Source organism: Pseudomonas nitroreducens NBRC 12694, from assembly GCF_002091755.1.
GTDB lineage: Bacteria > Pseudomonadota > Gammaproteobacteria > Pseudomonadales > Pseudomonadaceae > Pseudomonas > Pseudomonas nitroreducens.
On record NZ_BDAI01000006.1, the window covers coordinates 36,609 to 63,101 of the forward strand.

At 66.4% G+C, this 26,493-nt stretch carries 25 protein-coding genes; 8 read left to right on the plus strand and 17 right to left on the minus strand.

All coding sequences use genetic code 11. The features are described 5' to 3' along the window. Positions 1-187: 187 nt before the first annotated feature. Genes PNI01S_RS17335 through PNI01S_RS17350 form a run of 4 tightly spaced genes read right to left on the minus strand, consistent with a single transcriptional unit; the run spans position 188 to position 5,011 of the window. Positions 188-1,093, minus strand: a complete 906-nt coding sequence (locus tag PNI01S_RS17335; protein WP_024765857.1) for an efflux RND transporter periplasmic adaptor subunit — start codon at positions 1,091-1,093, stop codon at positions 188-190. A gap of 13 nt (positions 1,094-1,106) precedes the next feature. Next, a complete protein-coding gene (locus tag PNI01S_RS17340; RefSeq protein ID WP_024765858.1) occupies positions 1,107-1,307 on the minus strand; it encodes a DUF1656 domain-containing protein in 201 nt (66 codons plus the stop codon). 1 nt (position 1,308) lies between these two features. Next, positions 1,309-3,495: an FUSC family protein gene (locus PNI01S_RS17345; RefSeq protein WP_084358694.1), complete on the minus strand. Its 2,187-nt coding sequence runs from the start codon at positions 3,493-3,495 to the stop codon at positions 1,309-1,311. Between the two features lies 1 nt (position 3,496). After that, positions 3,497-5,011 (minus strand): efflux transporter outer membrane subunit, encoded by a 1,515-nt coding sequence (locus PNI01S_RS17350; protein WP_081754044.1) that lies wholly within the window; start codon positions 5,009-5,011, stop codon positions 3,497-3,499. A gap of 294 nt (positions 5,012-5,305) precedes the next feature. Between PNI01S_RS17350 and PNI01S_RS17355 the strand changes: the two genes are divergently transcribed. Then, positions 5,306-6,241: a LysR family transcriptional regulator gene (locus tag PNI01S_RS17355; protein WP_017519048.1), complete on the plus strand. Its 936-nt coding sequence runs from the start codon at positions 5,306-5,308 to the stop codon at positions 6,239-6,241. A gap of 208 nt (positions 6,242-6,449) precedes the next feature. Continuing rightward, positions 6,450-7,424 carry a 2-hydroxyacid dehydrogenase gene (locus PNI01S_RS17360; protein ID WP_084358695.1) on the plus strand — a complete coding sequence of 325 codons (975 nt, stop codon included), beginning with the start codon at positions 6,450-6,452 and terminating at the stop codon, positions 7,422-7,424. Between the two features lie 193 nt (positions 7,425-7,617). Here PNI01S_RS17360 and PNI01S_RS17365 read toward each other — a convergent pair whose 3' ends face one another. After that, positions 7,618-8,511 (minus strand): DMT family transporter, encoded by an 894-nt coding sequence (locus PNI01S_RS17365; protein ID WP_024762726.1) that lies wholly within the window; start codon positions 8,509-8,511, stop codon positions 7,618-7,620. A 136-nt stretch (positions 8,512-8,647) separates the two neighbouring features. Here PNI01S_RS17365 and PNI01S_RS17370 point away from each other — a divergent pair, with 136 nt between their 5' ends. Then, on the plus strand, positions 8,648-9,523 hold the full coding sequence (locus PNI01S_RS17370) for a helix-turn-helix domain-containing protein (protein ID WP_084358696.1): 876 nt from the start codon (positions 8,648-8,650) through the stop codon (positions 9,521-9,523). 74 nt (positions 9,524-9,597) lie between these two features. Here PNI01S_RS17370 and PNI01S_RS17375 read toward each other — a convergent pair whose 3' ends face one another. The 5 genes from PNI01S_RS17375 to PNI01S_RS17395 all read right to left on the minus strand — a co-directional run bounded on the left by PNI01S_RS17375 (position 9,598) and on the right by PNI01S_RS17395 (position 14,047). Next, complete coding sequence (locus PNI01S_RS17375; protein ID WP_024762724.1) at positions 9,598-9,921, minus strand: DUF3325 domain-containing protein; 324 nt, start codon at positions 9,919-9,921, stop codon at positions 9,598-9,600. Further along, on the minus strand, positions 9,921-11,444 hold the full coding sequence (locus PNI01S_RS17380) for a PepSY-associated TM helix domain-containing protein (RefSeq protein WP_084358697.1): 1,524 nt from the start codon (positions 11,442-11,444) through the stop codon (positions 9,921-9,923). The genes PNI01S_RS17375 and PNI01S_RS17380 overlap by 1 nt, the downstream gene beginning before the upstream one ends. Then, a complete protein-coding gene (locus tag PNI01S_RS17385; protein ID WP_065086696.1) occupies positions 11,441-11,728 on the minus strand; it encodes a DUF3649 domain-containing protein in 288 nt (95 codons plus the stop codon). The genes PNI01S_RS17380 and PNI01S_RS17385 overlap by 4 nt, the downstream gene beginning before the upstream one ends. 131 nt (positions 11,729-11,859) lie before the next feature. After that, the gene (locus PNI01S_RS17390; RefSeq protein ID WP_084358698.1) at positions 11,860-12,447 is read right to left on the minus strand and encodes a hypothetical protein; all 588 of its coding nucleotides are present in this window, start codon (positions 12,445-12,447) and stop codon (positions 11,860-11,862) included. Positions 12,448-12,646: 199 nt separating this feature from the next. Next, complete coding sequence (locus tag PNI01S_RS17395; protein WP_037006574.1) at positions 12,647-14,047, minus strand: aminotransferase-like domain-containing protein; 1,401 nt, start codon at positions 14,045-14,047, stop codon at positions 12,647-12,649. 135 nt (positions 14,048-14,182) lie between these two features. Between PNI01S_RS17395 and PNI01S_RS17400 the strand changes: the two genes are divergently transcribed. Further along, positions 14,183-15,070 (plus strand): DMT family transporter, encoded by an 888-nt coding sequence (locus tag PNI01S_RS17400; RefSeq protein WP_084358699.1) that lies wholly within the window; start codon positions 14,183-14,185, stop codon positions 15,068-15,070. Between the two features lie 90 nt (positions 15,071-15,160). Beyond that, the gene (locus PNI01S_RS17405; RefSeq protein WP_084358700.1) at positions 15,161-17,542 is read left to right on the plus strand and encodes a DEAD/DEAH box helicase; all 2,382 of its coding nucleotides are present in this window, start codon (positions 15,161-15,163) and stop codon (positions 17,540-17,542) included. 59 nt (positions 17,543-17,601) lie between these two features. On the opposite strand, the gene PNI01S_RS17410 is transcribed toward PNI01S_RS17405, so the two are convergent. The 6 genes from PNI01S_RS17410 to PNI01S_RS17440 form a co-directional block, all read right to left on the minus strand. Then, on the minus strand, positions 17,602-18,315 hold the full coding sequence (locus PNI01S_RS17410; RefSeq protein ID WP_084358701.1) for a FecR domain-containing protein: 714 nt from the start codon (positions 18,313-18,315) through the stop codon (positions 17,602-17,604). A gap of 383 nt (positions 18,316-18,698) precedes the next feature. After that, on the minus strand, positions 18,699-19,484 hold the full coding sequence (locus PNI01S_RS17415) for a 3-hydroxybutyrate dehydrogenase (protein ID WP_084358702.1): 786 nt from the start codon (positions 19,482-19,484) through the stop codon (positions 18,699-18,701). A gap of 166 nt (positions 19,485-19,650) precedes the next feature. After that, positions 19,651-20,784: an ABC transporter permease gene (locus PNI01S_RS17425; RefSeq protein ID WP_024762716.1), complete on the minus strand. Its 1,134-nt coding sequence runs from the start codon at positions 20,782-20,784 to the stop codon at positions 19,651-19,653. A gap of 9 nt (positions 20,785-20,793) precedes the next feature. Then, complete coding sequence (locus PNI01S_RS17430; protein ID WP_024762715.1) at positions 20,794-21,966, minus strand: ABC transporter permease; 1,173 nt, start codon at positions 21,964-21,966, stop codon at positions 20,794-20,796. Further along, a complete protein-coding gene (locus PNI01S_RS17435) occupies positions 21,948-22,919 on the minus strand; it encodes an HlyD family secretion protein (RefSeq protein WP_065086658.1) in 972 nt (323 codons plus the stop codon). The genes PNI01S_RS17430 and PNI01S_RS17435 overlap by 19 nt, the downstream gene beginning before the upstream one ends. Before the next feature lie 84 nt (positions 22,920-23,003). Then, positions 23,004-23,486 (minus strand): phosphate-starvation-inducible protein PsiE, encoded by a 483-nt coding sequence (locus tag PNI01S_RS17440; protein WP_084358703.1) that lies wholly within the window; start codon positions 23,484-23,486, stop codon positions 23,004-23,006. A gap of 169 nt (positions 23,487-23,655) precedes the next feature. Here PNI01S_RS17440 and PNI01S_RS17445 point away from each other — a divergent pair, with 169 nt between their 5' ends. Together PNI01S_RS17445 and PNI01S_RS17450 are read left to right on the plus strand one after the other, a co-directional pair. After that, positions 23,656-23,937, plus strand: a complete 282-nt coding sequence (locus PNI01S_RS17445; RefSeq protein ID WP_084358704.1) for a DUF3509 domain-containing protein — start codon at positions 23,656-23,658, stop codon at positions 23,935-23,937. 270 nt (positions 23,938-24,207) lie between these two features. Then, complete coding sequence (locus PNI01S_RS17450) at positions 24,208-24,474, plus strand: YebG family protein (RefSeq protein WP_024762711.1); 267 nt, start codon at positions 24,208-24,210, stop codon at positions 24,472-24,474. Positions 24,475-24,492: 18 nt separating this feature from the next. On the opposite strand, the gene PNI01S_RS17455 is transcribed toward PNI01S_RS17450, so the two are convergent. Next, complete coding sequence (locus tag PNI01S_RS17455) at positions 24,493-25,527, minus strand: Glu/Leu/Phe/Val dehydrogenase family protein (RefSeq protein ID WP_024762710.1); 1,035 nt, start codon at positions 25,525-25,527, stop codon at positions 24,493-24,495. A 155-nt stretch (positions 25,528-25,682) separates the two neighbouring features. Between PNI01S_RS17455 and PNI01S_RS17460 the strand changes: the two genes are divergently transcribed. Then, positions 25,683-26,492, plus strand: coding sequence for a SirB1 family protein (locus tag PNI01S_RS17460; RefSeq protein ID WP_024762709.1), 810 nt, complete (start codon positions 25,683-25,685; stop codon positions 26,490-26,492). Position 26,493 lies beyond the last annotated feature (1 nt).

The following is a 26,493-nucleotide window of genomic DNA, read 5'->3' on the forward strand; positions in this document are numbered from 1 at the left end:
TAGGAGCGAGCTTGCTCGCGAACCGCATGGCACCGGAGCTGGGCTGTTCGCGAGCAAGCTCGCTCCTACGAAGAGCCCCTGGGCTCCGCTCCGCCCTACGCGACTTGCATGCCGCCGTAAGAGCGCCGCGATCTGGCCGCCAACGAAAACGGGAGCCGAAGCTCCCGTTGTCATTCATTGAATCAGATCACTGCGCCGTCGCAGCTGCGCCGTCGGAATGCTCCGCGTTGCGGCTCTGCGGATTGACGATCACGGTGGCGGTGATGCCCGCCGCCAGCAGCACGCCGTCCGGTACCTCGTCGATATGGATGCGCACCGGCACGCGCTGGGCCAGGCGCACCCAGTTGAAGGTCGGGTTGACGTCGGCCACCAGCTCCCGGCTTTCCGGGTTATCGCGATCGTAGATGGCGCGGGCGACGCTTTCGACGTGGCCCTTCAGGCGCTCGCCGCTCATCAGTTGCAGCTCCGCCGGGTCGCCGACGCGGATGTGCGGCAGCTTGGTCTCTTCGAAATAGCCGTAGATCCAGTAGGAGTTCTCGTCGACCACGGCCATCTTCGCCTCGCCGACGCGGGCGTAGTCGCCACGGTGCACGTTGAGGTTGGTCACGTAGCCATCCACCGAGGCGCGCACCTGGGTGCGTTCCAGGTTCAGCTTGGCGGCGTCCAGCGCGGCCAGGGCCTGCTGGTAGTCGGCCTCGGAGGCGGCGGCGGTGTTGCTGGCATCGTCCAGGCTCTCGCGGGAGACCACTTCTTCATCCATGGCGCGGCGGCGCTTGGCGTTGAGCTGGCGCATCTGCAGGGTGGCCTTGCGCGAAGCGACCAGGGCTTCGGCCTGCTTCACGGCGATCTGGTAGTGGTCCGGGTCGATCTGCATCAAGAGATCGCCTTTCTTCACCTGCTGGTTGTCGCGCACCGGTACGTCGACCACCACGCCGGAGACGTCGGCGGCGACGTTGATGATATCGGCTCGTACCCGGCCGTCGCGGGTCCAGGGCGTATCCATGTAGTTCACCCAGAGGGCGCGGCCGATCAACGCGGCGACCGCCAGGATGATCAGGGTCGCCAGCAGGCTGATGATGGATTTGAGAGTCATGGGTGCACGCTCGTTACTTATAGACAGTGAGGGACAGCCCGCCGAACAGGCAGGCGAACAGGCACACGCGGAACAGCGCCGGGTGCCAGGTGTAGCGGTACAGGCCGACCGAAGCGAGGATGCGGTCGATGCCCCAGCAGATCACCGCGGCGACGAGGAACATCAGGGTCAGGGTCGGCATGTAGACCCCGTGGAACGCGATCTCGCGGGGCAGGTCAGGCAACATGGGTCGATCTTCCAGAAGAGGTTTCGCCATCGCGCAGCGGCGACTGCGGGTCGAGCAGGCTGCTGCGGATGAAGTGCAGGTAGCTGAGCACGCGGCGCAGCGGCGAGCTTTCGAAGTCCGGCGCGCGCGGCTCGTCAGTGGTCTTCACGCAATCGATGGCCTGCTCCACTGCGACCAGGGCGCGCTCAAGGTTGGCTTCGCAGGGCTTGACGAACAGGCGGATCAGCGCACGGCCCATGGCGCGGATCGACTGCCGCCAGGGCGACGATTGCGCATAGCAGGGCTCGCTCGGCAGGTTCTCCTGCTCGACACGCAGTTCGATGATCGAATGTCCGATTTCCAGAACCACGAAGGTCCAGCGCAGCAGGCGGCGTTGCATCTGCGGGCTGCGCGCGGCCACACCGTAGGCCTGGTTGAGCAGGTCGCGGGTGCCGCTCTCGAACGACGAGACAAGGCCGTCGAGCTTGCCGCTGATGGCTTCCACCACGCGCAGGCGCAGGTCCTTCTCCAGGCGGCGCCAGAGCCAGGCGCTGGTGGGCGGCATGATCACCGCGGCGACCACCGCGGCCAGGCTTTGCGACAGCACCAGGGCGATGTACTCGTTGAGCATGCGGCCCGGATCGTAGACGGTGAGGTTCGCCGGGATCGCGCCGAAGCTGAAGAACACCAGCAGGCCCAGGCCGTAGCCGGCGTATTTGGGCTTGATCGAGAAGAACGCGCCCACCGCGAACACCGGCGCCAGGGCGAAGGCCAGCAGGGCGAAGCCGTCCAGGTGCGGGAACACGAAGAAGGTTTCCGAGAAGCCGAGGATCGCCGCGAAGAAGGTGCCCACGGCCATCTGCATGGCCATCTTCGCCGGGTCAGGCGCGGCCGAGACCAGCGCGGCGACGGCGGCGGCGTTGAGCACGAAGGTGCTGCCGCTGGGCCAGGCGGTCTCGATCCAGAACAGGCCGAACACCAGCACCATCAGCGCGGTACGCCCGCCCGCCACCAGCGAGGCGACCAGGTTGGCCTTGGGCGAGAAGCCGTGCTTCCAGTTCTCCCGCTCGTGCTTGTGCGCGGCCAGGGAGGCGTGGGTCAGGGCGTAGTTGTAGAGGTCGTCGGCCAGGCGGTAGAGCAGCTCGCCGGCGGTGTTGTAGTCCAGCAGCGCGGAGGGCTCGTCCTGCTCCGCGAGCAACTGCGCGCGGCCGGAACGGATGCACTGCATCATCCGCGTGCGGTGGCTTTCCAGCTGCGCAGCGAGGCGTTCGGCGTCACGGTCGGTGACCGACTGGCCGCGCCACGGGGCGAGCACCTGAGTCAGTTCATCCAGGCACGGTTGCAACGCGCGCAGCACCGCCTCGGCCTCCTGCGCACGCAGGCGCGAGAGCAACTGGTGCAGCGCGTGGTAACGGGTGGTGAGGACCATGAACTCGTTGTTCAGGCGCGACAGGCGACCCGAACGCAGGCGCATGTGCGGGTCTTCGAAGCGGGTAACGCTGCGCAGCGCCTCCAGGCCCACGGCCTGGGAAGCGAAGGCGACGTTGGATGCCTCGAACCTGCGCCGATCACCGCCGCCGAGGTTGTCCAGGACGAAGCCGGCGAAGGCGCCGAAACGCTGGTACAGCGCGCTGCGCATGGCCGTGCTGGAGGTCTGCGGGAACAGCGTGGCGCTGACCACCATGGAGCAGAGAATCCCCAGGCTGATTTCCAGCACGCGCCAGATGGCCGACATGAACGCGGCTTCCGGGTGCAGGGTGGCGGGCAGGCCGATCAGCGTGGCGGTGTAGCCGGCGAGCACGCAGGCGTAGGAGCGGAAGTCGCGGTAGCGCGCGGCGCCGACGGTGCACAGGCCGATCCACAGCGCCGAGACCAGCAGGAACAGCTCGCGCTGCTGGGCGAAGATGGCAATCAGCGCAACCATCACGGAGAGCCCGACGAGGCTGCCGAGAATCCGGTAGAAACTCTTGGCGAACACCTGGCCGCTCTGCGGCTGCATGACGATGAACACGGTGATGGTCGCCGTGCTTGGCTGCGGCAGCTCCAGGCGCATCGCCAGCCACAGGGTCAGCAGCGCGGCGAGCAGCACCTTGGCGATATAGATCCAGGTGATGCCGTCGCTGCGGCCCCATTCCAGCAGCGCGCGACGCAGGGCGTCCAGCGGCGCCGGGTGGGCGCTGAAGTCGTTCGCCGCCATATCAGCGTCCGGCGCCCTGTGCCGCACGCACGTCGACTGTCTCCGGGACCATCTTTTGCTCCCGCGGGCCTTCCTGCTTGTCCATCAGGCCGCCGCCGAGGGCAACGACGAGGCCGGCATGGGTCGCCAGGCGCGCGGCACGTACCTGCTGCTCCACCAGTTGCTGCTGAAACAGGCGGGTCTGCGCGTTGAGCACGTTGAGGTAGTCGGTCAGGCCGCCACGGTACGCCTTGGTGGCGATGTCGTAGGTGCGCTGGGCCGAGGCCACGGACTTGGCGGCGAAGCCTTGCTGCAGCTCCATGGAGTGCATGCGGATCAGGTGATCGGAGATGCCCTTGAGCGCGTTGATCAGCGTCTGGTTGTACTGCGCCACGGCGGCGTCGTAGCCCGCCGCTTCCTGGCTCAGCTGCGAGCGGCGACGACCGCCGTCGAAGATCGGCAGGGAGATGGCCGGGCCGACGCCGTAGGTGAATTTCTCGGCATTGAGGAACTCCAGCATGCCGCCGCCGACCGCGCTGTAGCCGATGCTCGCGACCAGGTCGACGTTGGGGTAGAACTCGGCGCGGGCGACGTCCACGCCCTTGGCCTGGGCGGCGACTTTCCAGCGGCTGGCGACCACGTCCGGGCGGTGCCCGAGCAACTCCATCGGCAGCTTGCTGGGCAGGCCGGGGCCTTCGGCGAGCTTGAGGCTCGGGCGCTGGATCGAGGCGCCGGCGCCGGGGCCTTTGCCGGCCAGGGCGGCGATCTGGTTGCGGGTCAGCTGGATTTCCTCGTCCACCGCTTCGATCTTGCGTTCGGTCTCCGGCAGCGGGACTTCCGCCTGGCTGACTTCGAAATGCGTGCCGATGCCGCCGGCCAGGCGACGCTGGGCCAGCGCGAGGATGCCCTGTTGCTGAGCCAGCATGGCCTTGCCGATGTCCAGCTCGGCGTATTGCAGCGACAGCTGGATGTAGGCGCGGACGATGTTGCTCTCCAGCTCCAGCTGGGCGACCCGTGCCTCGGCGGCGGTCATCTTGGCGATGTCGAGGTAGCGCTCGGTGTTGCTGCGCTCGCGGCCCCAGAGGTCGAGCGAATAGCTCAGGCCCAGGGCGGCGTTGTTGTTCCAGGTGGTGGTATCGGCCAGGTCGCCCGGGCCATAGAAATAGTCGGTCGGCCAGCGGTGGCGGGTCAGCGAGGCATCGCCGCTGATCTGCGGCGACTCGGCGGACTCGGCGACGCCAGCCATGGCCATGGCCATGCGCACCCGCGCCTCGGCCTGGGCCAGGGTCGGGCTGCCGTCCAGCGCAGTCTGCACCCAGCTATTCAACTGCGGATCGCCATAGGCACGCCACCACTGCTCGGCCGGCCAGCCAGCTTCCTGGTTGGCGTGCGCGATGGCGGCGTCGGTGGCCAGCTCGGTGTCGCCCATGCGCTGTTCCTGCGGGGCGATGCCGTTGGTGCTGATACATCCGGCGATTGTTGAAAAAATGACAAAGGAGCCGACGAACGTCAGTCCTTTCACGAGGTGACGCGACACGGTGGAGGTCCTGGAAGTGGTCTAGCTTTTCAGCGTGGGGCTTTTAAGCGTGGAGAGCCGGCAAAGCCAGTTGCGGCGATTGAATTCTAGGGACGGGAAAGGGAACGGATAAGCCGGCTGTTTTGTGATTGTTTATTACCGATAATGAAACAATGTGTGTCGTCATCCATGTGACAATAGGCCGCCCCCGCTCTGCTCCGCGCATTGCCACCCATCAAGGACATGCCGGCGGCGGCGACGTATCGCTGCATCGACGTCGCCACCCGGGACAGACGCCCCACTGACGAGGCCCCAATGGACACACTGCAGACCATGCGTGCGTTCGCCTGTGTCGCGGAAACCGGCAGTTTCACCGCCGCCGCGCAGCAGCTGAACACCACCACCGCCTACGTATCCCGCGCGGTCGCCAATCTGGAGTCCCACCTGCGGACCCGCCTGCTCAACCGCACCACCCGGCGAATCGCCCTGACCGAGGCCGGCCAGCGCTACCTGCTGCGCTGCGAGCAGATCCTCGCCTATGTCGAGGAAGCCGAGGCCGAGGCCAGCGATGCCCACGCCCGCCCTGCCGGCCGCCTGCGCGTGCACTCGATGACCGGCATCGGCCAGCACTACGTGATCCGCGCCATCGCCAACTATCGCCAGTTGCATCCGGATGTGACCTTCGAGCTGACCATGGCCAACCGCGTGCCGGACCTGCTCGACGAAGGCTTCGACGTGGCCATCGTGGTCGCCTCGGAACTGCCCGATTCGGGCCTGGTGTCCCAACGCATCGGCGAGACCTACAGCATCCTCTGCGCCTCGCCCGACTACCTGGCCCGACGCGGCACGCCGAAGACACCCACCGAACTGATGGAGCACGACTGCCTGCGCCTGATCAGCCCGGTGCTGCCGCTGGACAAATGGCTGTTCGACGGCCCCAACGGCCAGGAAATGATCACCCTCGGCCCCTCGCCCTTCCAGGTGAATGTCGGTGACGCCATGACCGAGGCCATCGGCTCCGGCATGGGCATCAGCGCCTTGCCGGTCTACTCGGCGATCGACGGCCTGCGCGATGGCTCGCTGGTGCGCGTGCTGCCGCATTACAAGCTGCAGATCCTCAACGTCTACGCGCTGTACCCGTCGCGGCAGTACCTGGACGCGAAGATCAAGACCTGGGTAGCCTACCTGCGCGAGAACCTCCCCGGCGTGCTCCAGGCCGATGGCGCCGGCCTCGCCGATGTGGGACCCTGACCACCCTCTTTCGTCGTGTTTCGCGGGCAAGCTCACTGTGTAACTCCCTACCCCGGTGTTCAGTGAGCTTGCCCGCGACCCACTTTCCCCCGCACCACCCGGGGTGTTCGTCGTTCGATAACCGCCCAGCGCACACGTAAGCCTTGCGCCGCTCTAGCCCGGCAGTGGTAGGGTTAAGCCCCTCCCGCCTCCCTGCCGCCCGAGAGCCATGAAAAAGAACGTCTTTGTCTTCAGCCGCCTTGCCGCGGCACACCTCGACCGCCTGCGCGCCCAGTTCAACGTCACCGTGCTCGACCCCAAGCAGGGCGACGTCGACGCGCAGCTTGCCGCGGCCCTACCGACCACCCACGGCATGATCGGCGTCGGTCGGCCGCTGGGCGAGAAGCAACTGGCCCAGGCCACGCAGCTGGAAGTCATCTCCAGCGTCTCGGTGGGCTATGACAACTACGACCTGGATTACCTGAACCAGCGCGGCATCCCGCTGACCAACACCCCGGACGTGCTCACGGAAACCACTGCGGACCTCGGCTTCGCCCTGATGATGGCCGCCGCCCGGCGCACCGCCGAGCTGGATGCCTGGACCAAGGCCGGCCAGTGGAAGCGCACCGTGGACGCCCAGCAGTTCGGCGTCGACGTGCACGGCAAGAAGCTCGGCATCCTCGGCCTGGGCCGCATCGGCGCCGCCATCGCCCGCCGCGGCCACTTCGGCTTCAACATGGACATCCTCTACCACGGCAACAGCCGCAAGCCGGAGCTGGAACAGGAACTGGGCGCGCGTTTCTGCGGCTTCGATGAACTGTTGGGCGAGGCGGATTTCGTCTGCGTAGTGGTGCCGCTGTCGGACAAGACCCGCAAGCTGATCGGCAAGCGCGAGCTGGAACTGATGAAGCCCACCGGCATCCTGGTGAACATCGCCCGAGGCCAGGTGATCGACGAAGCCGCGCTGGTGGAAGCGCTGCAGGAGAAGCGCATCCTCGCCGCCGGCCTGGACGTCTACGAGAAGGAACCGCTGGCCGAGTCGCCGCTGTTCGCCCTGCCCAACGCCGTGACCCTGCCGCACATCGGCTCGGCGACCCACGAAACCCGCCAGGCCATGGCCGAGTGCGCGCTGGACAACTTCGAGGCGGCGCTGCGTGGCGAGCGACCGAAGAACCTGGTCAACCCGCAGTCGTGGAAGGCCTGATGCGCTTTTCGTAGGGCGCATAACCTGGAACAGGTTATCCGCCGGCACCTCGGCGGCGGATAACGCTGGCGCGTTATTCGCCCTACGAAGCTGATGTCCCAGCGCTGAAGCCAGGATATCCATGTAGGAGCGAGCTCGCTCGCGAACCAGCCCCGCAGTGAGGCTGTTCGCGAGCAAGCTCGCTCCTACAGGTTCACGCCCGTGCCGGCTGCAGCACCGGCCTGGGCTTGCGGAACACCAGGACGTTGCCGGCCATCACCAGCCCCAGCCCGGCCAACGCCGGCAGGCTCCACTGGTAACCTTCGGCGAAGGCCGAGACGTTCAGCGCCACCACCGGGAACAGCACGGTGCAATAGGCCGCGCGCTCCGGGCCCATGCGCCCGACCAGTGTCAGGTAGGCGGTAAAGCCGATCACCGAACCGGGAATCGCCAGGTACAGCAGCGACCAGACGTACTGCGGGCTGCTGTCGAAGGTCAGCGGGACGCCCCGCACCAGGCAGATGCCCAGCAGGATCAGCGAGCCGTAGAGCATGCCCCAGGCATTGGTCGACAGCGGCCGCAGCCCGGCCTTCTGCTGCAGGCTCGACAACAGGTTGCCCGCCGAGAAACACAAGGTGCCGAGCAGCGCCAGGCCCAGGCCGTAGAAGGTCTCCCGCGTCGCCTGGTGCCCTGACAGCTCCGGCCAGAACAGCAGCGCCAGCCCTGCAAGGCCGAATGCGCCGCCGCCCAGCACGTTGGGCGCAATGCGCTGGCCGAAGAAAATCCGCGCATTCAGCGCATTCCACAGCGTGGCGGTGGAAAACACCACGGCGACCAGCCCGCTGGGGATCCATTGGCTCGCGGTGTAGAAGCACAGGAAGTTCACGCAGAACAGGCACAACCCCTGGGCGAAGCAGATCGCCTGCCCGCGCCGGCCCAGCGGTTGCAGCCGCCGCGACACCAGCAGCAGGACGAACAGCACCAGCGCCGCCAGGCTGAAGCGGTAGGCGATGGACAACGGAATGGCGACGGCGCCGACCTGCAGCTTGATGGCGATCCAGGTGGTGCCCCAGATGAGCACCGTGAGCAGGTAGAGCGAGAGATTCATGGCGATCTCCGGATGACTGGAGAAACAGTCTCCCGCCCAGGCCCGGGACCGGCTTGCAGATTCTTGCGCTTATTGCGACAGCCGGGCTGGCGAGGCGCGCCCGCGCGGGTAGAGTGAAGGCAGCAGAGGAACGCCCATGTCAGCCATTTCGCAGCTAGAAGTCTTCCAGTCGATGAACGCCTCGCCCAACGCCCGCCTGGAGCGCTGCGCGGAGCTGGGCGACGGGCTGTCCGCGGCGATCTGGAGCAACAGCCACGATGCCCGCGACTACCACGCGCCCAGCCACCACACGCTGTCCTGCTACCTGAACGACGGCACCGGCACCTTTCGCCGCGGCGCGCCGGGCAGCAAGGGTGCACCAGACAAACTCTGTGTGATGCCGGCCGGCGCCGAGTCGGCCTGGATCGTCAACGGCGACATCCGCCTGGCGCACCTCTATATCGGCCAGGAACAGTTCTCCCTCGGCTGCATCCGCCTGCTCGACCGCGAGCCGCGCGAACTGCAACTGCACGAACGCACCTTCCTCGATGACCCGCAGCAGGCTGCGCGATTCCGCCAACTGGTGAAGCTGGACTGGCACGAGCCGGGCGAACGCATCCGCACCAGTACCCTGGCCCATGACCTGATCGATCATCTGTTGCTCAATCAGGTCGGCCTGCGGGAAGGGTTGAAGCTCAAGGGCGGATTGGCACCGGTGATGCGCCGGCGGATTGCCGAGTACATCGAGCAGCGCCTGGACCAGCCATTGTCGCTGGGCGAGCTGGCGATGCAGACGGCGCTGTCGGAATACCACTTCGCGCGGATGTTCCGCGAAAGCTTCGGCATGCCGCCGCACCAGTACGTGCTGGCCCGCCGCGTGGCCCTGGCGCAGCGCCTGCTGCGCGATACGCGCCAACCGTTGAGCCAGGTGGCGCTGGCGTGCGGGTTCTCCAGCGCCAGTCATTTCGCCAACCGTTTCAGGTCGGTGGTGGGTGGCACACCGGGGGAATATCGGCAGGCGTTCGAGGAGTAGGCCGCTGGCCGATCCTGCGCGAACACCCGACCTATAGGAGCGAGCTTGCTCGCTCCTATAAAAAGCTTGAAGCGTCAGCCGAGTACGGCCAACACACCACCAATCACCGGCATCGCCGCCGCCGTCGGCAGCGCCCAGCGCGGCCGCCAGGCCAGCAGCAGGACCAGCACAGCCCCCGCGATCATCAACAGGCACGCCCAATAGACGATGCCCAGTTCCATGCCGATGACGTGGATCGCGTAGGCCAGCGCCAGCGCGCCATCCACCAGCGCCACGATACGCAGCAGACGCACACGGGACTCGGAGGGCGCATTACCGAACAGATCGCGGTGATGGCGCGACAGCGACAGGCAGCCCGCCGCCAGCGCCAGCAGATTGAGACCGAACACCAGCAGCATCAGGCGAACTCCTCGTTACGGGCACGACCTGCGCGGGCGGGCTCGGCGCGCTCCTGGCCCAGTCGCCAGCCAAGAAAGGCGCAGAGGCTGCCGACCAGCAGCAGACCAAGATCGATACCGACCATCGTCCAGTCGCCATTGGCGAAGTGGGTCGTGATCCGTCCCGGCTCGGGGCCGAACAGACTCAGCACCGGCAGTAATAACGCCAGCGCTGCCAGGGTGACGAACTGCTCGCGGGCCATGGCCCGGCTCCCCCGGCGCAGCAGCGCATGGAGCAGCGCCAGCAGCCAGATCACCACGAAGGCGGTGGCCTCCCAGCGAGTGCGCTGGAGCAGGTCGGCCGGCAACAGTCGCGAAGCCGCGAGCAGGCCGAGCGAGGCGACCGGGAGGCCGCCGCACACCGCGCCGTTGAGCGTGCGTACCAGCGCCACGCCCCGGTGGCCACGGGTTTCACGCTTGCTCACCCAGACTTGCAGGCCGCCGAACACCATCACGCAGCCCACCAGGCCGAGGGCGAAATACATCACCCGCAGCAGGTCGTTGCCGAACTGCGCCATGTGCAGGCCGGTCAACCAGGCGTAGGTCTTGTAGCCCGGCTTGTAGGGCTTCTGCACGTGCAGCAGCGCGCCGCTGCCGGAGTCGAAGGACACGGTGCGCTGGTCGTTGACCATGCCCTTGTCCACCGCCTTGCGGATCTGCACCATCGCGCCGGCGTCCCCCGGGTTCTCGATATTGATCCAGCCGACCTGGCTGTCGTCGCCCCAGGCTTCACGGGCCTTGAGGATCATGTTGTCGATGGACTTGGTCGCCTTCGCCGGCTTGCCCAGCGCTTCACGGTCGAAGGCGCCCTGCACGTCATGGAAGAAATGCTCCATGTCGTTCTTGTAGGCCACCTTGATGCCGGCGGTCATATAGAAGGTGATGAAGATCGCCAGCCCCGTGTACGCCATCAGCAGATGGAACGGCAGGCCGAGCACGCCCAGCACGTTGTGCGCATCCAGCCAGGCGCGCTGCTTCGCCGCCTTCGGACGCAGGGTGAAGAAGTCCTTGAAGATGCGCCGGTGGACGATCACCCCGCTGACCAGCGCCACCAGCATGAACACACCGGCCACGCCGACCATGTAGAGGCCGATCATCCCGCCATGCAGCTCGTAGTGCAGTTCGAGGAAGAAGTTGCCGCCGACGGTCCTGGGCAATACCTCGCCGCTCTGGGCGTCCACCAGGAACGACTGGAACTCGCTGAAGTCCGCCGGCTCCCAGCCAGCCGTCCAGTACGGCATGCGTTCGGTGGGCGGGTGCATCCAGTAGCCGTGGGCCTTGGGCGCACGCTCGACGATCAGCTCACGCACCTGGTCGGCACCGACTTTCACTTCGTCCAGCGTGTGCAACTGCGGCGTCATCCAGCGGGTGAGCTCCTTGTCGAACACCGCGACGGTGCCGGAGAACAGCACGACAAAGAGAATCCAGCTGACCAGCAGCCCGCTCCAGGTGTGCAGGCCGGACATGGATTGGCGCAGGCTCATGGGCGCACCCCGTAGGCGGTCGGCAGGAAGGCGGCCAGGCCCAGCACGACGCTCAGCGCCACCGGCACCCACACCGCGCGCCACGGGCTTTTCGCGCCGAAGGCGTAGAGGATCGCCGCGACCCAGACGATGAAGCAGGCCAGGCTGGCCAGCGACACGCGATCCGAGCGCGACATCGGCAGGTAGACGCTGAAGAAGGCAGTGGCGGTGTAGGCCAGGGCATAGCCGCCGACCACGGCGCTGAGGATGCGGGCAGCGATGACGCCGGCCTGGGTTGCGCTCATGGTTGGGTGCTCGAACGGTTCAGGCGCGGTGAGACGCACATCGAGGTGAATCCTGCGAGGCGGCCCGGGCACAGCCCAGGCGCGTGATTGAAAAGCGGAATTATATGATATTGCTTCTCAATTAAAAGAACTCAGCAGCGCCGTTTGTGAGTATCTGTGTCGGAAATTCGCTGAACGGCATAGGCCGCGGTCACATCCATGGCGCGCAACAGACTGTTCATCATCAGGTCGGCCTCGGCCGTGACACGCAGGGGCGGCGGCCCCGGCAGTATCCGGGAAGCACCGGGTGTCAGTTCGACGGAGGCCACCACCGTGCCTTTGCCGAACAGGTATTCGTAGATCAGCAGATAGTCCGTGTCCGGTAGGTCCTTGTACTCAGCGATTCTGCGCAGCACGTTGATCGCACCGATGATCCAGTCGCGCCTTTCGGTGAACTCCAGCACGCCCAGGCTCCAGGTCTGGGTCGCATCGTCGTAGTGGTTCCAGGCCGGCGAGCGCAGGTGCCGGCTCCAGCCCGCGACCCAGGCCGCCGCGGTGGTGCCCTGCCCCAGTTCGCAGAGTTCGCTCCAGGTGAGGCCGCCTCGCCGGTGGTGATCGCCATCCAGCCATCGCTCGAGATCGCCAAAACACGCGGCGGAACCCGCCTCCTGGGAAAGAAAGGCCTCAAACCTGAAGCGGCTGATGGCAACCTTCAGGTACAACTGGCACGGCTCGGCCATGGGGTGTCCTCTTTTTCTGATCCAACGATTCACCTCGGGATGCTCAGTGCGCCCCGAACGGCTGAATCGATAATCCTAGAGCTTCGCTCCTGCTGGCAGTTCACCCACCCGTTCGACCGTGAAGTGGTATTTTTCAGATTCCCTTGTACAACTGTTCAATTTTCCGCAGCCGTTTCGGTCGATACAGGAGTTATCGCCTTTACGGGCGATTCGCCACCTGCCCCATGGCCCGCTCCAGCCCCTCGAACACACGAGGCGACAGGCACTGCGCGACGTTGAAGCGCAGGTAACCGGTGGCGCTCTGGCTCAGGCTGAAAACGTTGCCCGGCGCCAGCACCAGGTTGTCCGCCAGGGCCGCGCGCGAGACTTCGGCGGCGTCCAGCCCTCCCGGCAGGCAGGCCCAGACGAACACCCCGCCGCGCGGCTCCAGCCAGGGCTGGATATCCAGCGCGCGCAAGCGCAACAGCGTCTCGCCCATGGCGTCGGCCAGGCGCCCGCGCAGGCTGTCCAGGTGGCGGCGGTAGCTGCCCTTGCGCAGCAGCTCGAAGAGCATCTCGGCACTGAAGGGGCTGTTGCCGAAGCTGGTCGCCAGCTTCAGGTCCACCAGGCGCTCGCACCATTCCGGCTGGGTGGCGATGTAGCCGCAGCGCACCGAAGCCGACAGCGTCTTGGAGAAGCTGCCGACCTGGATCACCCGCTCCAGCCCGTCGAAGGCCGACAGGCGCGGCGCACTTTCGTGCTCGAAGTCGCCGAAGATATCGTCCTCGACGATCAGCAGGTCATGGGCCTCGGCCAGCTTCAGCAAGCGATGGGCGACCAGCGGCGAGAGCACCGCGCCGGTGGGGTTATGGAAGGCCGAGTTGGTGATGTACAGGCGCGGGCGGTGCTGCTCCAGCAGGCCAGCCATGGCGGCGACGTCCGGCCCGGTCGGCGTATAGGGCACACCGACGACCTGCACCCGATGGGCACGCAACAGTGCCTGGAAGTTGAAGTAGCCCGGGTCGTCCACCAGCACGCAGTCACCGGGCTCCAGCAGAAAGCGGCAGATCAGGTCGATGGCCTGGGTGCCGTTGTCGGTCAGCACTATCTGCTGCGGGCCCACCGGCACGCCGTAATCGCCCAGCCGCCGCGCCAGCTGTTCGCGCAGGCCGGAGTGGCCGTAGGGGCGACCATATTCCAGCAGGCTGGAGTGCGGCGCGCGGGCAATCTGCCGCAACGCGCGGCGCAGCTCCTCTTCCGGCAGCCAGGACGGCGGCAGCCAGCCGCAACCGGGCTTGAGCGAGGTATCCGCGGCTTCCAGGGATTGCCGGGAAATCCACAGCGGGTCGATGCTGCGGTCCAGCGTCGGGCCGACGTCCGCCAGGGACAGCGGCGGCGCATGGCCGGCCACATAGAAACCGGAGCCACGCCGCGCAGCGATCACACCGTCGGCGGCCAGCCGGTCGTAGGCCTCCACGACGGTGGTCTTGGACACCTCCAGCTGCTCGGCCAGCTGGCGAATCGACGGCAGCCGTTCCCCCGGCACCAGCGCCCGCGCCGCCAGGCGCTCGCGCACATGCTGCATTACCGAATCGACCCGTGTGCTCTTTGGCCTGCCCATGCCGCCCTCGCCTGCCCCTGGATTTTGTACCGGGATAATTTACGGACAGTTTGCGCAAATTGTACCTTTCTGTCACTGGCCGCCCGGCGGCTCTGCGCGCATCCTCCAGGCTCGCTCTCCTGCCGGATGCTACCCATGAACAACTCCCACACCCTCGCCTCGAACAGCCACCTCAGCGGCTGGCTCAGTGGCTTTCTCGGCGTGCTCATCTTCAGCGGCTCGCTCCCGGCAACGCGGGTAGCGGTAGCCCACTTCGATCCGACCTTCCTCACCCTGGCCCGCGCCAGCATCGCCGGCCTGCTGGCGGCGGCGATCCTCATCCTGCTGCGGCAGAAGCTGCCGGCGCGCAAGGACCTGATTCCCCTGCTGGTGGTGGCCGGCGGCGTGGTGGTGGGTTTCCCGCTGCTCACCGCGCTCGCGCTCAAGCACGTCAACTCTGCCCACGCCATCGTCTTCGTCGGCCTGCTGCCCCTGGCTACCGCGCTGTTCGGCGTGATCCGCGCCGGCGAGCAGCCGCGCCCGGCGTTCTGGATCTGCTCGCTGCTGGGCAGCGCCGTGGTGGCCGGCTTCGCCCTGTCGCAGAGCGGCGCGGGCAACTTCACCGGCGACCTGCTGATGCTGGCCGCCGTCGTCGTCTGCGGCCTGGGCTACGCCGAGGGTGGCCGCATCGCCCGTCACCTGGGCAGCTGGCAGGTGATCTGCTGGGTGCTGGTGCTGTCCCTGCCGCTGATGCTGCCGCTGGCCTGGTACACCCAGCCGCAGACCTTCAGCGGCGCCAGTTGGCCGGCCTGGCTGAGCCTGGGCTACGTGTCGCTGTTCAGCATGCTGATCGGCTTCTTCTTCTGGTACCACGGCCTGGCCACCGGCGGCATCGCCGCGGTCGGCCAGCTGCAGCTGTTGCAGCCGTTCTTCGGCCTGGCGCTGGCCGGCCTGCTGCTGCACGAGCAGATCAGCCCGCTGATGGCCGGTGCCACCGTCGCCGTGGTGCTGTGCGTCGCCGGGGCGAAACGCTTCGCCCGCTGACCGCCGGTTTCCTTCCGCGTCCCGCCCGAGAAAAATCGCGGTATCATCGGGCGTTTGCGTACTCGGCTGGACTGCCGGAAGGACACTCGGATGAAGCCACCCGCCGAATCTCCATTGCCTGCCGTGGAGCGCGACGAACTCGCGCCCCGGCCACGGCTGACCCTGGGCAGCCACGTGCACAGCGGCTTCGACCTGCGCAGCGGGCGCATGCAGAACATCTCCCGGCACCGCGCCGCGCTGGCCTTCCTGTATGGCGACATGCCGGTCTCGGGCAGCGTCACCCCGCGCTCGGGCCGCGAGATCCGGGTATTCCGCGATGACCAGATCGTCCGTGTCAGCCGCGAACTGGAACTGGAGCAGGCCTGGCGCCTGGACCTGCGTGAACTCGGCTTCAAGCCGGCGATGCGCCGCAGCGATGCCCTGGAAGACAGCGCCGGGGAAATGTTCGAACTGCCCGACGACAGCGCCTGGCAGGAGTTCATGCGCGAAGGCCTGCCGCGGCTGCGCGAGCAGGGCTGGGAAATCGACATCCGCCCCGAATTCGTCTTCGACCTCACGCCGGTGGAGAACTGGTACGCCGAGATCGAGGAAACCGACGACCGCCAGTGGTTCGACCTGGAACTGGGCATCGAGGTGGAAGGCCGGCGCATCAGCCTGCTGCCGGCGCTGATCGAACTGATCCGGCGCATGCCCGCGCTGCTCGACCCGGTCGCCCTCGCCCGCCATGCCGACGATGAACAACTGGTGCTGCGCCTGGATGCCGGGCGCAACCCGATCCACACCTGGCAGACCGCTTCCGACCGACCGCTGCGCGTCTCGCTGCCCTTCGGCAAGCTCAAGCCGATGCTCGGCACGCTGTCCGAGTTCTATCTTGGCGAACAACTGCCGGTACGCCGCCTGCGCATGGGCGCGCCGGACGCCGCGCGCCTGACCGAACTGGAAGAACTGCCGCTGACCTGGCAGGGCGGCGAGCAATTGCGCGAAATAGCGCATCGCCTACGCGACTACCGCGCGCAACCGGCGCAGATCCCCGCCGGCCTCCACGCCGAGCTGCGCGCCTACCAGCACGAGGGCCTGAGCTGGATGCAAACGCTGCGCGAAGTTGGCGCCAGCGGCATCCTCGCCGACGACATGGGCCTGGGCAAGACGCTGCAGTCCCTCGCCCACGTGCTGCTGGAAAAGCAGGCCGGGCGCCTGACCAGCCCGGCGCTGGTGATCATGCCCACCAGCCTGATCCCCAACTGGCTCGACGAAGCCGAGCGCTTCACTCCGCAGCTGCGCGTGCTCGCATTGCACGGAGCCGGCCGGCGCAAGGCGTTCGCGAAGATCGCCGAACACGACCTGATCCTCACCACCTATGCCCTGCTGCCGCGCGATGCCGAGAAGCTCGGGCAGCACGAGTATCACCTGCTGATCCTCGACGAGGCGCAGAACATCAAGAACGCCACCACCAAGGCGGCCCAGGCCGCGCGCCACCTGCGCGCTCGCAATCGCCTGTGCCTGACCGGGACGCCGCTGGAGAATCACCTGGGCGAGCTGTGGTCGCTGTTCCACTTCCTGCTGCCGGGCTGGCTGGGCGACGCCCGGCAGTTCGCCGTGGACTACCGCACGCCCATCGAGCGCCACGGCGACCAGGGCCGCCTGGCGCACCTGGCCGCGCGCATCCGCCCGCTCCTGCTGCGCCGCACCAAGGAACAGGTCGCCTCGGAGCTGCCGCCCAAGAGCGAGTTCATCCAGCACATCGAACTCAGCGAGGCGCAACGCGACCTCTACGAAACCGTGCGCCTGGCGCTGGACCGCAAAGTGCGCGACGAGATCGCCCGCCGAGGCCTGGCGCGCAGCCGCATCATCATCCTCGAGGCGCTGCTCAAGCTGCGCCAGGTCTGCTGCGACATCCGCCTGGTGAACAAGGAAGCGCCGCCGCCCACCGGCAAATCCGCCCGCGCGGTGACCTCGGGCAAGCTGGTCTACCTGCTGGACATGCTCGAAGAGCTGCTCGCCGAAGGCCGCCGCGTACTGGTGTTCTCGCAGTTCACCTCGATGCTCGCGTTGATCGGCGAGGCGCTGGCCGAACGCAACCTGGAATACGCCCTGCTCACCGGCGACACCCGCGACCGCCGCGCGCCGGTGAAGGATTTCCAGGAAGGCCGCGTGCCGCTGTTCCTCATCAGCCTGAAGGCCGGTGGTGTAGGCCTGAACCTCACCGCCGCCGATACCGTGATCCACTACGACCCCTGGTGGAACCCGGCCGCGGAAAACCAGGCCAGCGACCGTGCCTACCGCATCGGCCAGGACAAGCCGGTATTCGTCTACAAGCTGATCGCCCGCGGCACGGTGGAAGAGAAGATCCAGCGGCTGCAGCGCGACAAGGCCGCGCTGGCCGCCGGCATCCTCGAAGGTACCGGCGCCGACTGGCAACTGGACGACGCGGATATCGACGCACTCTTCGCACCGCTGCCCAAGGCGGTGTGATTGCCAGCGGAGCGTTGCGCAAACGAACAGGCTCGCCTCGGGAGCCTTGGACATTGGCCTCAGGCCAACGGCACCAGCGTCACCCACCAGCGCGTACGGTACTGCGCGCGCACTGGCAGGCCGCGTTGCAGCGCGGCAATGGCCTGCTCGGGCTGGTCCAGGGGGAACACGCCGGAAATGGCCAGGTTGGCGACCGCCGGATCGCAGCGCAGCACGCCGGGGCGATAGCGCGCCAGTTCGGCACACAGGCGGCCGAGCGTCCACTGCCGCGCCACCAGGCAGCCCTCGCTCCACACCAGTGAATCGGCCTCCAGCGTCGTTTCGCCATACAGGCCCTTGCGATCGAAACGGTCCTGGCGGCCGGCCTCGATGACACCGGCCGACTCATGGCGCAGCGCCGGCATGACCGCCACCGCACCCTCCTGCACCGAAAGCCGCACATCGCTGCCGTCCAGGCGTACGGCGAATCGCGTGCCCAGCGCCTGCAGGCGCCCCAGCGACGTATCGACCCAGAAGGCACGGCCGGCGCTGTCCGGAGCGGTCTGTACCAGCAGCTCGCCGGCGTACAGGCGCACGCGTCGAGTGTGGCCGTCGTAGGCTATATCCACGGCGCTGTCGGTGTTGAGTTGCAGCCAGCCACCATCAGGCAGGGCGATGCGTTGGCGCTCTCCCACCGAGGTGCGCTGCTGCGCCAGCCAGGGCGAGTCGCGCAGGCCCAGGCTGCCACTGCCCACCACCGCCGCGGTACCGGCGAGCAGCAGCAGGCTTTTCATATTGAATACGAAATATTATTGTTTGAAAACGATGCGCCATGGCGGCCCCGCCACGGCAAGCACCATGTGTGTCGTGACGATCATCGGCAGGGACGGAAGTGCCATTTGTCGCCACCGGGGACGACGAGCCAGCAGCAATCGCCCGACGGCAAATCGGACGTGCCAGCCGATGGGGAATTGCCTGACAGACCGAACGGTAAACCCACTACATCGCTCGGCCCCGATCCAGGGGAATCTACTACTGCGCCGAATCAATCAGCCCCGCCCCGGAACAGGCAGAAATTCCAGGAGAACCGGAGCGCTTGCCGGCGCAGATGTTGTTCCCAAGCCCTGGCTCGCCTGTCGATTGAGCCGGGGCTTTTTTCTGGCGCTACGCCTGCACTTCAGCGCATCCCCCAGCCATGGCTGACCAGCACCGACTGCCCGGTGAGCGCCGCCGAGGGGAAGCTGGCCAGGAACAGCACCGTCTGCGCCACATCCTCCACGGTGGTGAACTCGCCATCCACGGTGCCGCCGAGCATCACCTGCTTGACCACCGCTTCCTCGCTGATGCCCAGTTCCTTCGCCTGCTCGGGGATCTGCTTCTCCACCAGCGGCGTGCGCACGAAGCCGGGGCAGACCACATGGGAGCGCACGCCCTGCGGCCCGCCCTCCTTGGCCAGGGTGCGAGCCAGCCCGAGCAGGCCGTGCTTGGCGGTGACGTAGGCGGACTTCAGCGGCGAAGCTTCATGGGAATGCACCGAGCCCATGTAGATCACCACACCACCGCGCCTGGCCGGGTACATATGGCGCAGCACGGCGCGGGTGGTGAGGAAGGCGCCGTCCAGGTGGATGGCGAGCATCTTCTTCCAGTCAGCGAAGGCGAAGTCCTGGATCGGGTTGACGATCTGGATGCCGGCGTTGGAGACCAGGATGTCGATGCCGCCGAAAGTGGCGGCCACCTGATCGATGCCATTGTCCACCGCCTGCTCGTCGGTGACGTCCATGACCACCGCCAGGGCCTTTCCGCCGGCTGCCCCGATCTCATCCACCACACGCTGGGCGGCGCCCTGCTGCAGGTCGGCGATGGCCACGGCCGCGCCCGCCTGCGCCAGCGTCAGCGCGATCTGCCTGCCGATGCCGCTGGCCGCGCCGGTGACCACCGCAACCTTGCCATTCAATGGATTCATCACAGAGCTCCCGCAGAGGTAGGAACTCTCACTCTAGACGGATCAGTCGCGCGTCAGCTCGATATTGCCGTCGCGCTGTTGGCGATAGACCGTATACGGCAGTGCCAGGGTATCGGTAGCGGCACTGAGCACGCCGTCGAACAGGGGGCAGAACGAAAGTGGCCGCCTACCAGCCCTTGAGCTGGTCCCAGCGCCAGTTGCGGTACTGGTAGACCAGAGTACCCAGTAAACCGTAAGCCGCCGCCATGGCGAACAGGATGAGAATCCTGTCGGCAACGGCAGAGAGCGGCAGGTTCATCTGGTTCATTTCCACCACCGCGCGAATCGCCCAGGTGGACGGTATCGCGTCGGCCAGCAGTTGCACCCACTGCGGCATGGCCTGGGGCGGCCAGGTGAAGCCGGCCATGTAGAACAGTGGCAGGGTGATGAAGGTCATGGTCAGGTAGACCGCCTCTTCCGAGGGCAGCACCTCGGCGATGAATTCGCTCATGGCGATCACCGCCAGCAGGAACGGCAACACCAGCCCCATCAGCATGAAGAACGACGCGGTCTGCCGGTAACCCATCATCCACGGCCAGATCACATAGAAGAGCATCGCCAGCACCGTCCAGATCGACAGCTGGGCGGCGTACCGGCCAAAGCGCGTGGACGCCGGCTGGCGCAGCGAACGCGGCGTGCCGCCGCGCAGGTTGAGATTCACCCGCGTGCAGGAAAGCAACAGGCTGTGCTGCAGGATCAGCGTCACCAGCCCCGGCAGCACAATGGCCGCGAAGCTGGTGCCAGGGTTGAACAGGTCGGTGAGCTGGCCGATGGTCGGTTGCAGCAGGACGTTCGACTGCTGCTCGGAGAAGCCCCCGCGCATCAGCCGTTCGCGGTTGTAGCGCAGCGACAGTTCGGTGTAGGTGGCACTGATATCCTGCTGGATCTGCCCATTGGCCATGCGGTTGGTGGCATCGCCGAAGATCGGCACGGTGACCGCCTCGCCACGCAGCACGCGCTTCTCGAAGTCCACGGGAATTACCACGATCCCGAACAGCTCGCGCCAGGCGAGATCGCGTTGGGCTTCAGGCAATTGGTCGTAGGCACGCACGGCGATCTTCGGCGCGGCGTCGAGCTGGCGGATCAGCTCGCGGGACACCGAGCTGTGATCCATGTCGATCACCGCCACCGGCAGGTCGTCCATGGTGCGATGGGCGTATGGCAGGGTGGTCAGCGTCACCGACAACACCATCAACAGCCACAGCGGCTTGCCGAGCATGTTGCCCAGGGACTGGCGGAAGACGGTCCAGAAGTTCTGCATGGCGGTACCTTACGCCGGGCTCAGGTCGAGGCGCCGGCGCAGGCGCATCTTGGCGATCATGTAGGCGATCAGCGGGTAGAGCAGCAGCTTGCAGCAGGTATAGAGCCCGGACTCGGCCGGCGCCCTGCGCAGGAACTGGTCGAACAGGCCGTGCAGGGTATGGGTCAGCGGCTCGGCCTCGGAGATGATGCGGGCGATCTGCGGCATCGCCAGCTCCGGCAGCAACACGCCGGAATAGGTCTGCGCCACACCGATCAGCAGGCCGATCAGCGAATAGGCGCTGAAGCGGTTGGCAGTAAAGATGAACAGCATCAGCCCCACGCTCTGCGCCGCTGCCACATAGCAGACGGTGATCGCCAGCATCCACCACGGATTGCCATTGATCCGCGCGCCATTGATCTCCACCAGCAGGAACAGCTCGACCATCAGCAACGTACTGAACAGCAACGTGTAGGGCGCCATCTTGCCCAGTAGACGAGCCCCAAGGGCCTTGGCCCGCAGGATGTGTGGCGAGGACGCACGCAGCTCCGGTGCCTCCCGGGCCAGCACATGCACCGTGGCAACGATCACGAACAGCTGCAGCAGATGCACGATGGCGGCGAACTGCTGGAAGTAGATGTAGTTGCCGCTGGCATTGAACAGGCTTTCATAGGACACGCTGATACTGGCCAGCGCCGGCATGCTGCGATCCATACCCACGGCCAAGCGTGGGCGCAACTCGGCGTTGACCGAGCTCATCAGGCCGCTGAAATCCTGGGTCGAGTAGAAGCCGGCGGAATAGAACAGCGAGTTGTAGTAGAGCTCGGCAACCGGCTGGCGACCCGACAGCGCATCCGCCTCGAAGTCGCGGGGGATATATAGCAGCGCATAGTCGTCGGCCATGCGCAGGCGGCGCAGGCCTTCCTGCAGGCCGCCGCCGAGCACCTCGACCTTGGCGTGGGAGCCGGCATCCAGCTCACGAACGATGCGTCGCGACAGGCTGCTGTGGTCGGCATCGACCACCGCCACCGGCATGTCCAGCAACGTGCCCGCCTGGTACACGCCGCTGATCACCACGAACAGCAGCAACGGCCAGAGCCAGCCGAGCCAGTGGATGGTCCAGCTGCGCAGGGCGACCCGCGTCTCGCTACCGAAGGCCTGGGCGAAGCGCCGCAGGTTGCTTCTTACTGCTTCCACTGCCACAGCGCGCTCATCCCGGGTCGCAGGCCTGGCACCGGTTGCTCCGGATAAAGGCGGACCTCGAAGGTCTTCAGGTCGAAGTCACCGGTGGCACGGGTGGCACGCTTGGTCGCGAAGTCGCCCAAAGGTGCGATATAGCTGACCTTGGCCTTCACCTCGGCGCCCTTCAATGCCGGAACCTGGATGGCCACTTCATCGCCTTTCTTCACATCCGCGAGGATGTCTTCCCGCAGGTTGAAGACGAAATAACTGTCGGACAGGCGCACCAGCGTGAGCAGCGGGCTGTAGGCATTGACCAGTTCGCCCTGCTCCGCCGGGATCGGCCCGACCTCGCCGTCCACCGGTGCCACCACGTTGAGGTCGTCGGTCTGGGCCTGCAGTTCGAGGATCTGCGCATCGGCCCGGCGCACGGCAGCTTCCAGCGCCTGCCGGCGCTCCTCACGGTCGCCCTGGTTGCCCTGGTCGAGATTGGCCTGGGCCTCGGCGACGCGGTTGCGCGCCACGTCGCGGCCGCGCCGGGAAAGGTCCATCTGCGCCTGGGAAACGAAGCCGCGCCCGGCCAGTTCTTCATTGCGCTGGTACTCCAGCTCGGCATTGCGCAGCTCGGCCTGGGCCTGGGACAGGCTGGCCTGCAGGGCACGCAGGGTTTCCTCGCGGGTGCCATGGAGAGATTCGTCGAGATTGGCCTGCACCTGGTTGCGCGCAGCGCGCAGGGAATCCAGCTGGGCCTCTAGCTCCGGACTGCTGAGGGAAATCAGCACCTGGCCCTGCTTCACGTCGTCGCCACGCCGCACATGCAGCACTTCGACCCGCCCCTTGGCCTTGGAGGCGACAATCACGTTGGTGGCGTCCGCTTCACCCTGCAGCAACAGCGGCTGGGTATGCAGGCGCAGGTAAAGGGTGATGGCGATGATCACCAGGATCAGCAGGGGTGCGAACAGCTTCCATCCCTTCATGGAGTGGTCTTCTCAGGCGGCGGATGCACCGATGGTAGTGCATCCGCCGCCCGAGCGGCGGCTCTGGATCAAGCCGGCGGGCGATCAGCGCTCGTCGTCGCTGATCAGATCGCGCTCACCGCCACCCCGTTGCGTGGAACTCGGCGAGGGAAAGCGCGAGGAGGCGTAACGCACCACGAGGATCGCCAGCGCCAGCAGCAGCAATGCCACCGAAACCAGGATGATGCCGTCGTCGGGCACGTGGTTGTGCTGGATGTCGGCGATCATCAGGCGGGTCAGCGCGGTCATCGCCACGTAGATCAGGAAGCGCACCGGCATGTGGTTGGTCTTGAAGTAGATGCCGACCATCGCACCCAGTTCGAGGTAGATGAACAGCAGCAGGATGTCGTCGATGCTCGCATGACCCTTGCCGACCATCTCGCCGAAGGCCACCGCCGCCGACCAGAACACCGTGCCCCCGATGGCGAACAGCGCCAGGTAGTGGAAGCCCTCCACCAGCAGATTGCCCAGGGATTCGGCACAGCCGTGCATCCGTTCGCTCAGGCGCTCGGCCCAGTTCTGTTTCATTCGTCGGTTCTCCGCAATACAAGGCTTGGTTGGCGTGAAGCCTGCAAGTGCTACGCCATTGATCTTGCGCAGTCATGGCACAGATCGACTGCGCGAATATGACTGCGAACTTTTTCGGCTGCGCCCCGGTCCATCCAGAGGCACGCCCCACAACAGGCAGGAACGAGTGATGGATAGTCCCTTTCAGACGCTGACCGACGCCTTTCAGGACCAATACCGCGTCAACTTCAGCGTTGAACGGCCCGACGGCAGCATCGTCCTTACCCTCTCCACCGAAGAGGGTGTGATCGCGCGCCGCCTGATCCGCAATCCCCAGCTGCAGGACCCGGAGCAACTCCAGCGCTTTATCCAGAGCATCCGGTTCGGCATCGCCATCGAGCAAGGCGGCACAGCGCCGCAGCTGCTGGCTGCCATGACGCGCGGCGATAAAGGCCTGCCGATCGCGTCCTGACGTTCCCCTCTGCAAGAATTGCTTCCCTCAGAGCCATCTGACTGACGATTCATTGCGCCAGTCACCTGGCTCGCTGGCGCGCGCCCACAGGGCGTGCGCACCGCTTTGGGCCGCCCACCGATGGTGGCCAGATACAGGCACTTCCCCTTCCTGCGTCTACGCTGCTGACAACGATTCGCACACCAGCAGTAGCATTGCGCAATCAATTTACTGTATAAACAACCAGTAAATTTGCTCCCCCCAATCAAAGAGAAGGCACAGAGGTGATGAATGGCCGTCGAAGTGGTGTACCGCAGCAGCCGCGATCCGGAGCGCCTGTTCATGGATAAGGCAGAAGCCGACCGGCACGACAAGATGCTGGAACTGGCGGAAACGCTGGCCGAGGTACTGGAGAAGGCGGTGCCTTCGCTCAAGGAAGATCAGCTCGAGGAGATCGGCATCTTCATGGCCAAGAATCGCGACGCCTTCGCCCGGGCCTTCAAGAACCAGCCCGATGCGCTCAACGACATCTTCAGCGAGGGCGCCGCCGAGGAGTGACGTACGGCGGCACGAAGCTCAGTGCCCCGAATATTCCCCGTAGAGAATCCGCTCAGCCAGCTTGTCGGCTACCCGGGCCGGCGACAGATGATCGGCCTGTGCGTGGGCATAGACTTCGGTCAGGCGCTCGGCGATACGAGACAGGTGCGCGGTAATGGTCGGCAGTGACTCGCCCTGGTGCTGCAGGGCCACGTAGATCAAGCCACCGGAGTTGATCACGTAGTCCGGCGCGTAGAGGATGCCCCTGCCCTCCAGTTCATCCGACACCTCAGGGTGCGCCAGCTGATTATTGGCCGCCCCGGCGACGGCAGCGCAGCGCAGGTGGCCGACCACCTGCGACGTCAGCACACCGCCCAACCCACAGGGCGCAAGGATGTCGCATGGCGTGGTGAGCAGCGCTTCGTTGGGCACCGGCCGTGCGCCCAGTTGTTGCACGGCCAATTGGACCTTGCCTGCGTCGATGTCGCTGACCAGCAGTTCCGCCCCTGCGGCCGACAGATGTTCGGCCAGCGCATAGCCCACGTTCCCCAGCCCCTGAATCGCTACACGCAGCCCATCGAGATCATCACTGCCCAGGCGCGCCTGGGCGCTGGCACGAATGCCGGCGAAAACGCCCAGTGCGGTATGCGGGGAAGGATCGCCACCGCTGGTGGTGCTGGTGACATGACGGGTGAACTGGGCAATGCAGTCCATATCGGCGCTGGAGGTGCCACTGTCCACCGCCGTGATGTAGGCGCCGCCGAGGGTGTCGATCATGCGGCCGAAAGCCTCGAAGAGTTCGCCACGGTTGTTGACGTGAGGCGCGCGCAGTATCACCGCCTTGCCGCCCCCCTGGCGCAGGCCGGCCAGCGCCGCCTTGTAGCTCATGCCCTGGGCCAGGCGTGCGGCGTCGCGCAGTGCGGCATCCTGACTCGGATAGGGCAGGTAGCGACAGCCCCCCAGGGCCGGCCCGAGCCGGGAGTTGTGGATGGCGATGATGGCCTTGAGTCCCGTGGCCGGGTCCTGGAAGAGATGCAGCGACTCGAGCCGGGTGGCTTCCATCATGTCGAACATGGCGGCGCTCCCTTGCTGTGGGTGGACAACGGTCCGTCGAAGGACCCTCCTGAGTATAGGCAGCGCCTGTCACATCACCTTCACGGGCGACGACCGCACCACTGGACGAGTGCCCATTGCTCCGGTTACAACCGCAAAGTCAGCCGGAGAACGCCATGGACCCGCGTCAAGCCTGCCTTGCCTGCCTTGCCCAGGACCCGCCCGCCCTGTTCGAAGCCGCTCTGTGGATCGCCACCGAGCACGAGCCGCACCTGCCGCCGGAGCATGCGCTGCGGCTCTTCGACTCGCTCGCGCACCAAGTCGCAGTGGCGCTGCCGCAGGGTACCGGCGATGCGGAGCGCGCGCAGTTCCTGCTGCGCCGGTTGAGCGAACTGGGCTTTGCCGAGGATGACGAGCACCCCTTGCACCCGCGCGCCGCCCTGCTCCCCCAGGTCTTGCAACGCCGCCACGGCCAACCGCTGTCATTGGCGCTGATCGCCCTGGAGATGGCGCGCCGCAACGGCATCACCCTGGTCGGCGTGAATTTCCCTGGCCGCTTCCTCCTGCGGGTGCCCGGTGCCGACCACCTGCTCGACCCGACCACCGGCCGCCGTCTTTATACCCGCGACTGCCGCGACCTGCTGGCGCGCCAGATGGGAACCAACGTCGAGCTGTCCGCCGAGCACCTGCGGACGGCCAGCGCCACCGACATGCTCCAGCGCCTGTCACGCAATCTGCGTCAACTGCACCTCGCCGCCGGGGAACCGCTGGCGGCATTGAAAGATGCCCAGCGCGTGCTGGAACTGGGGCCGCCCAGCGCCAGCGATCATCTCGCGCGCGCCGACCTCTACCACGTGCTGGACTGCCCGCAGGCGGAACGCTACGACCTCGAACGGGCCATGCTGCTCAGCGACGACGCCGCCGAGCAGATGCGCCTGGCCCAGCGTCTGGCCGACATCAGCGTGCCGCCCAAGGCACTGCACTGAC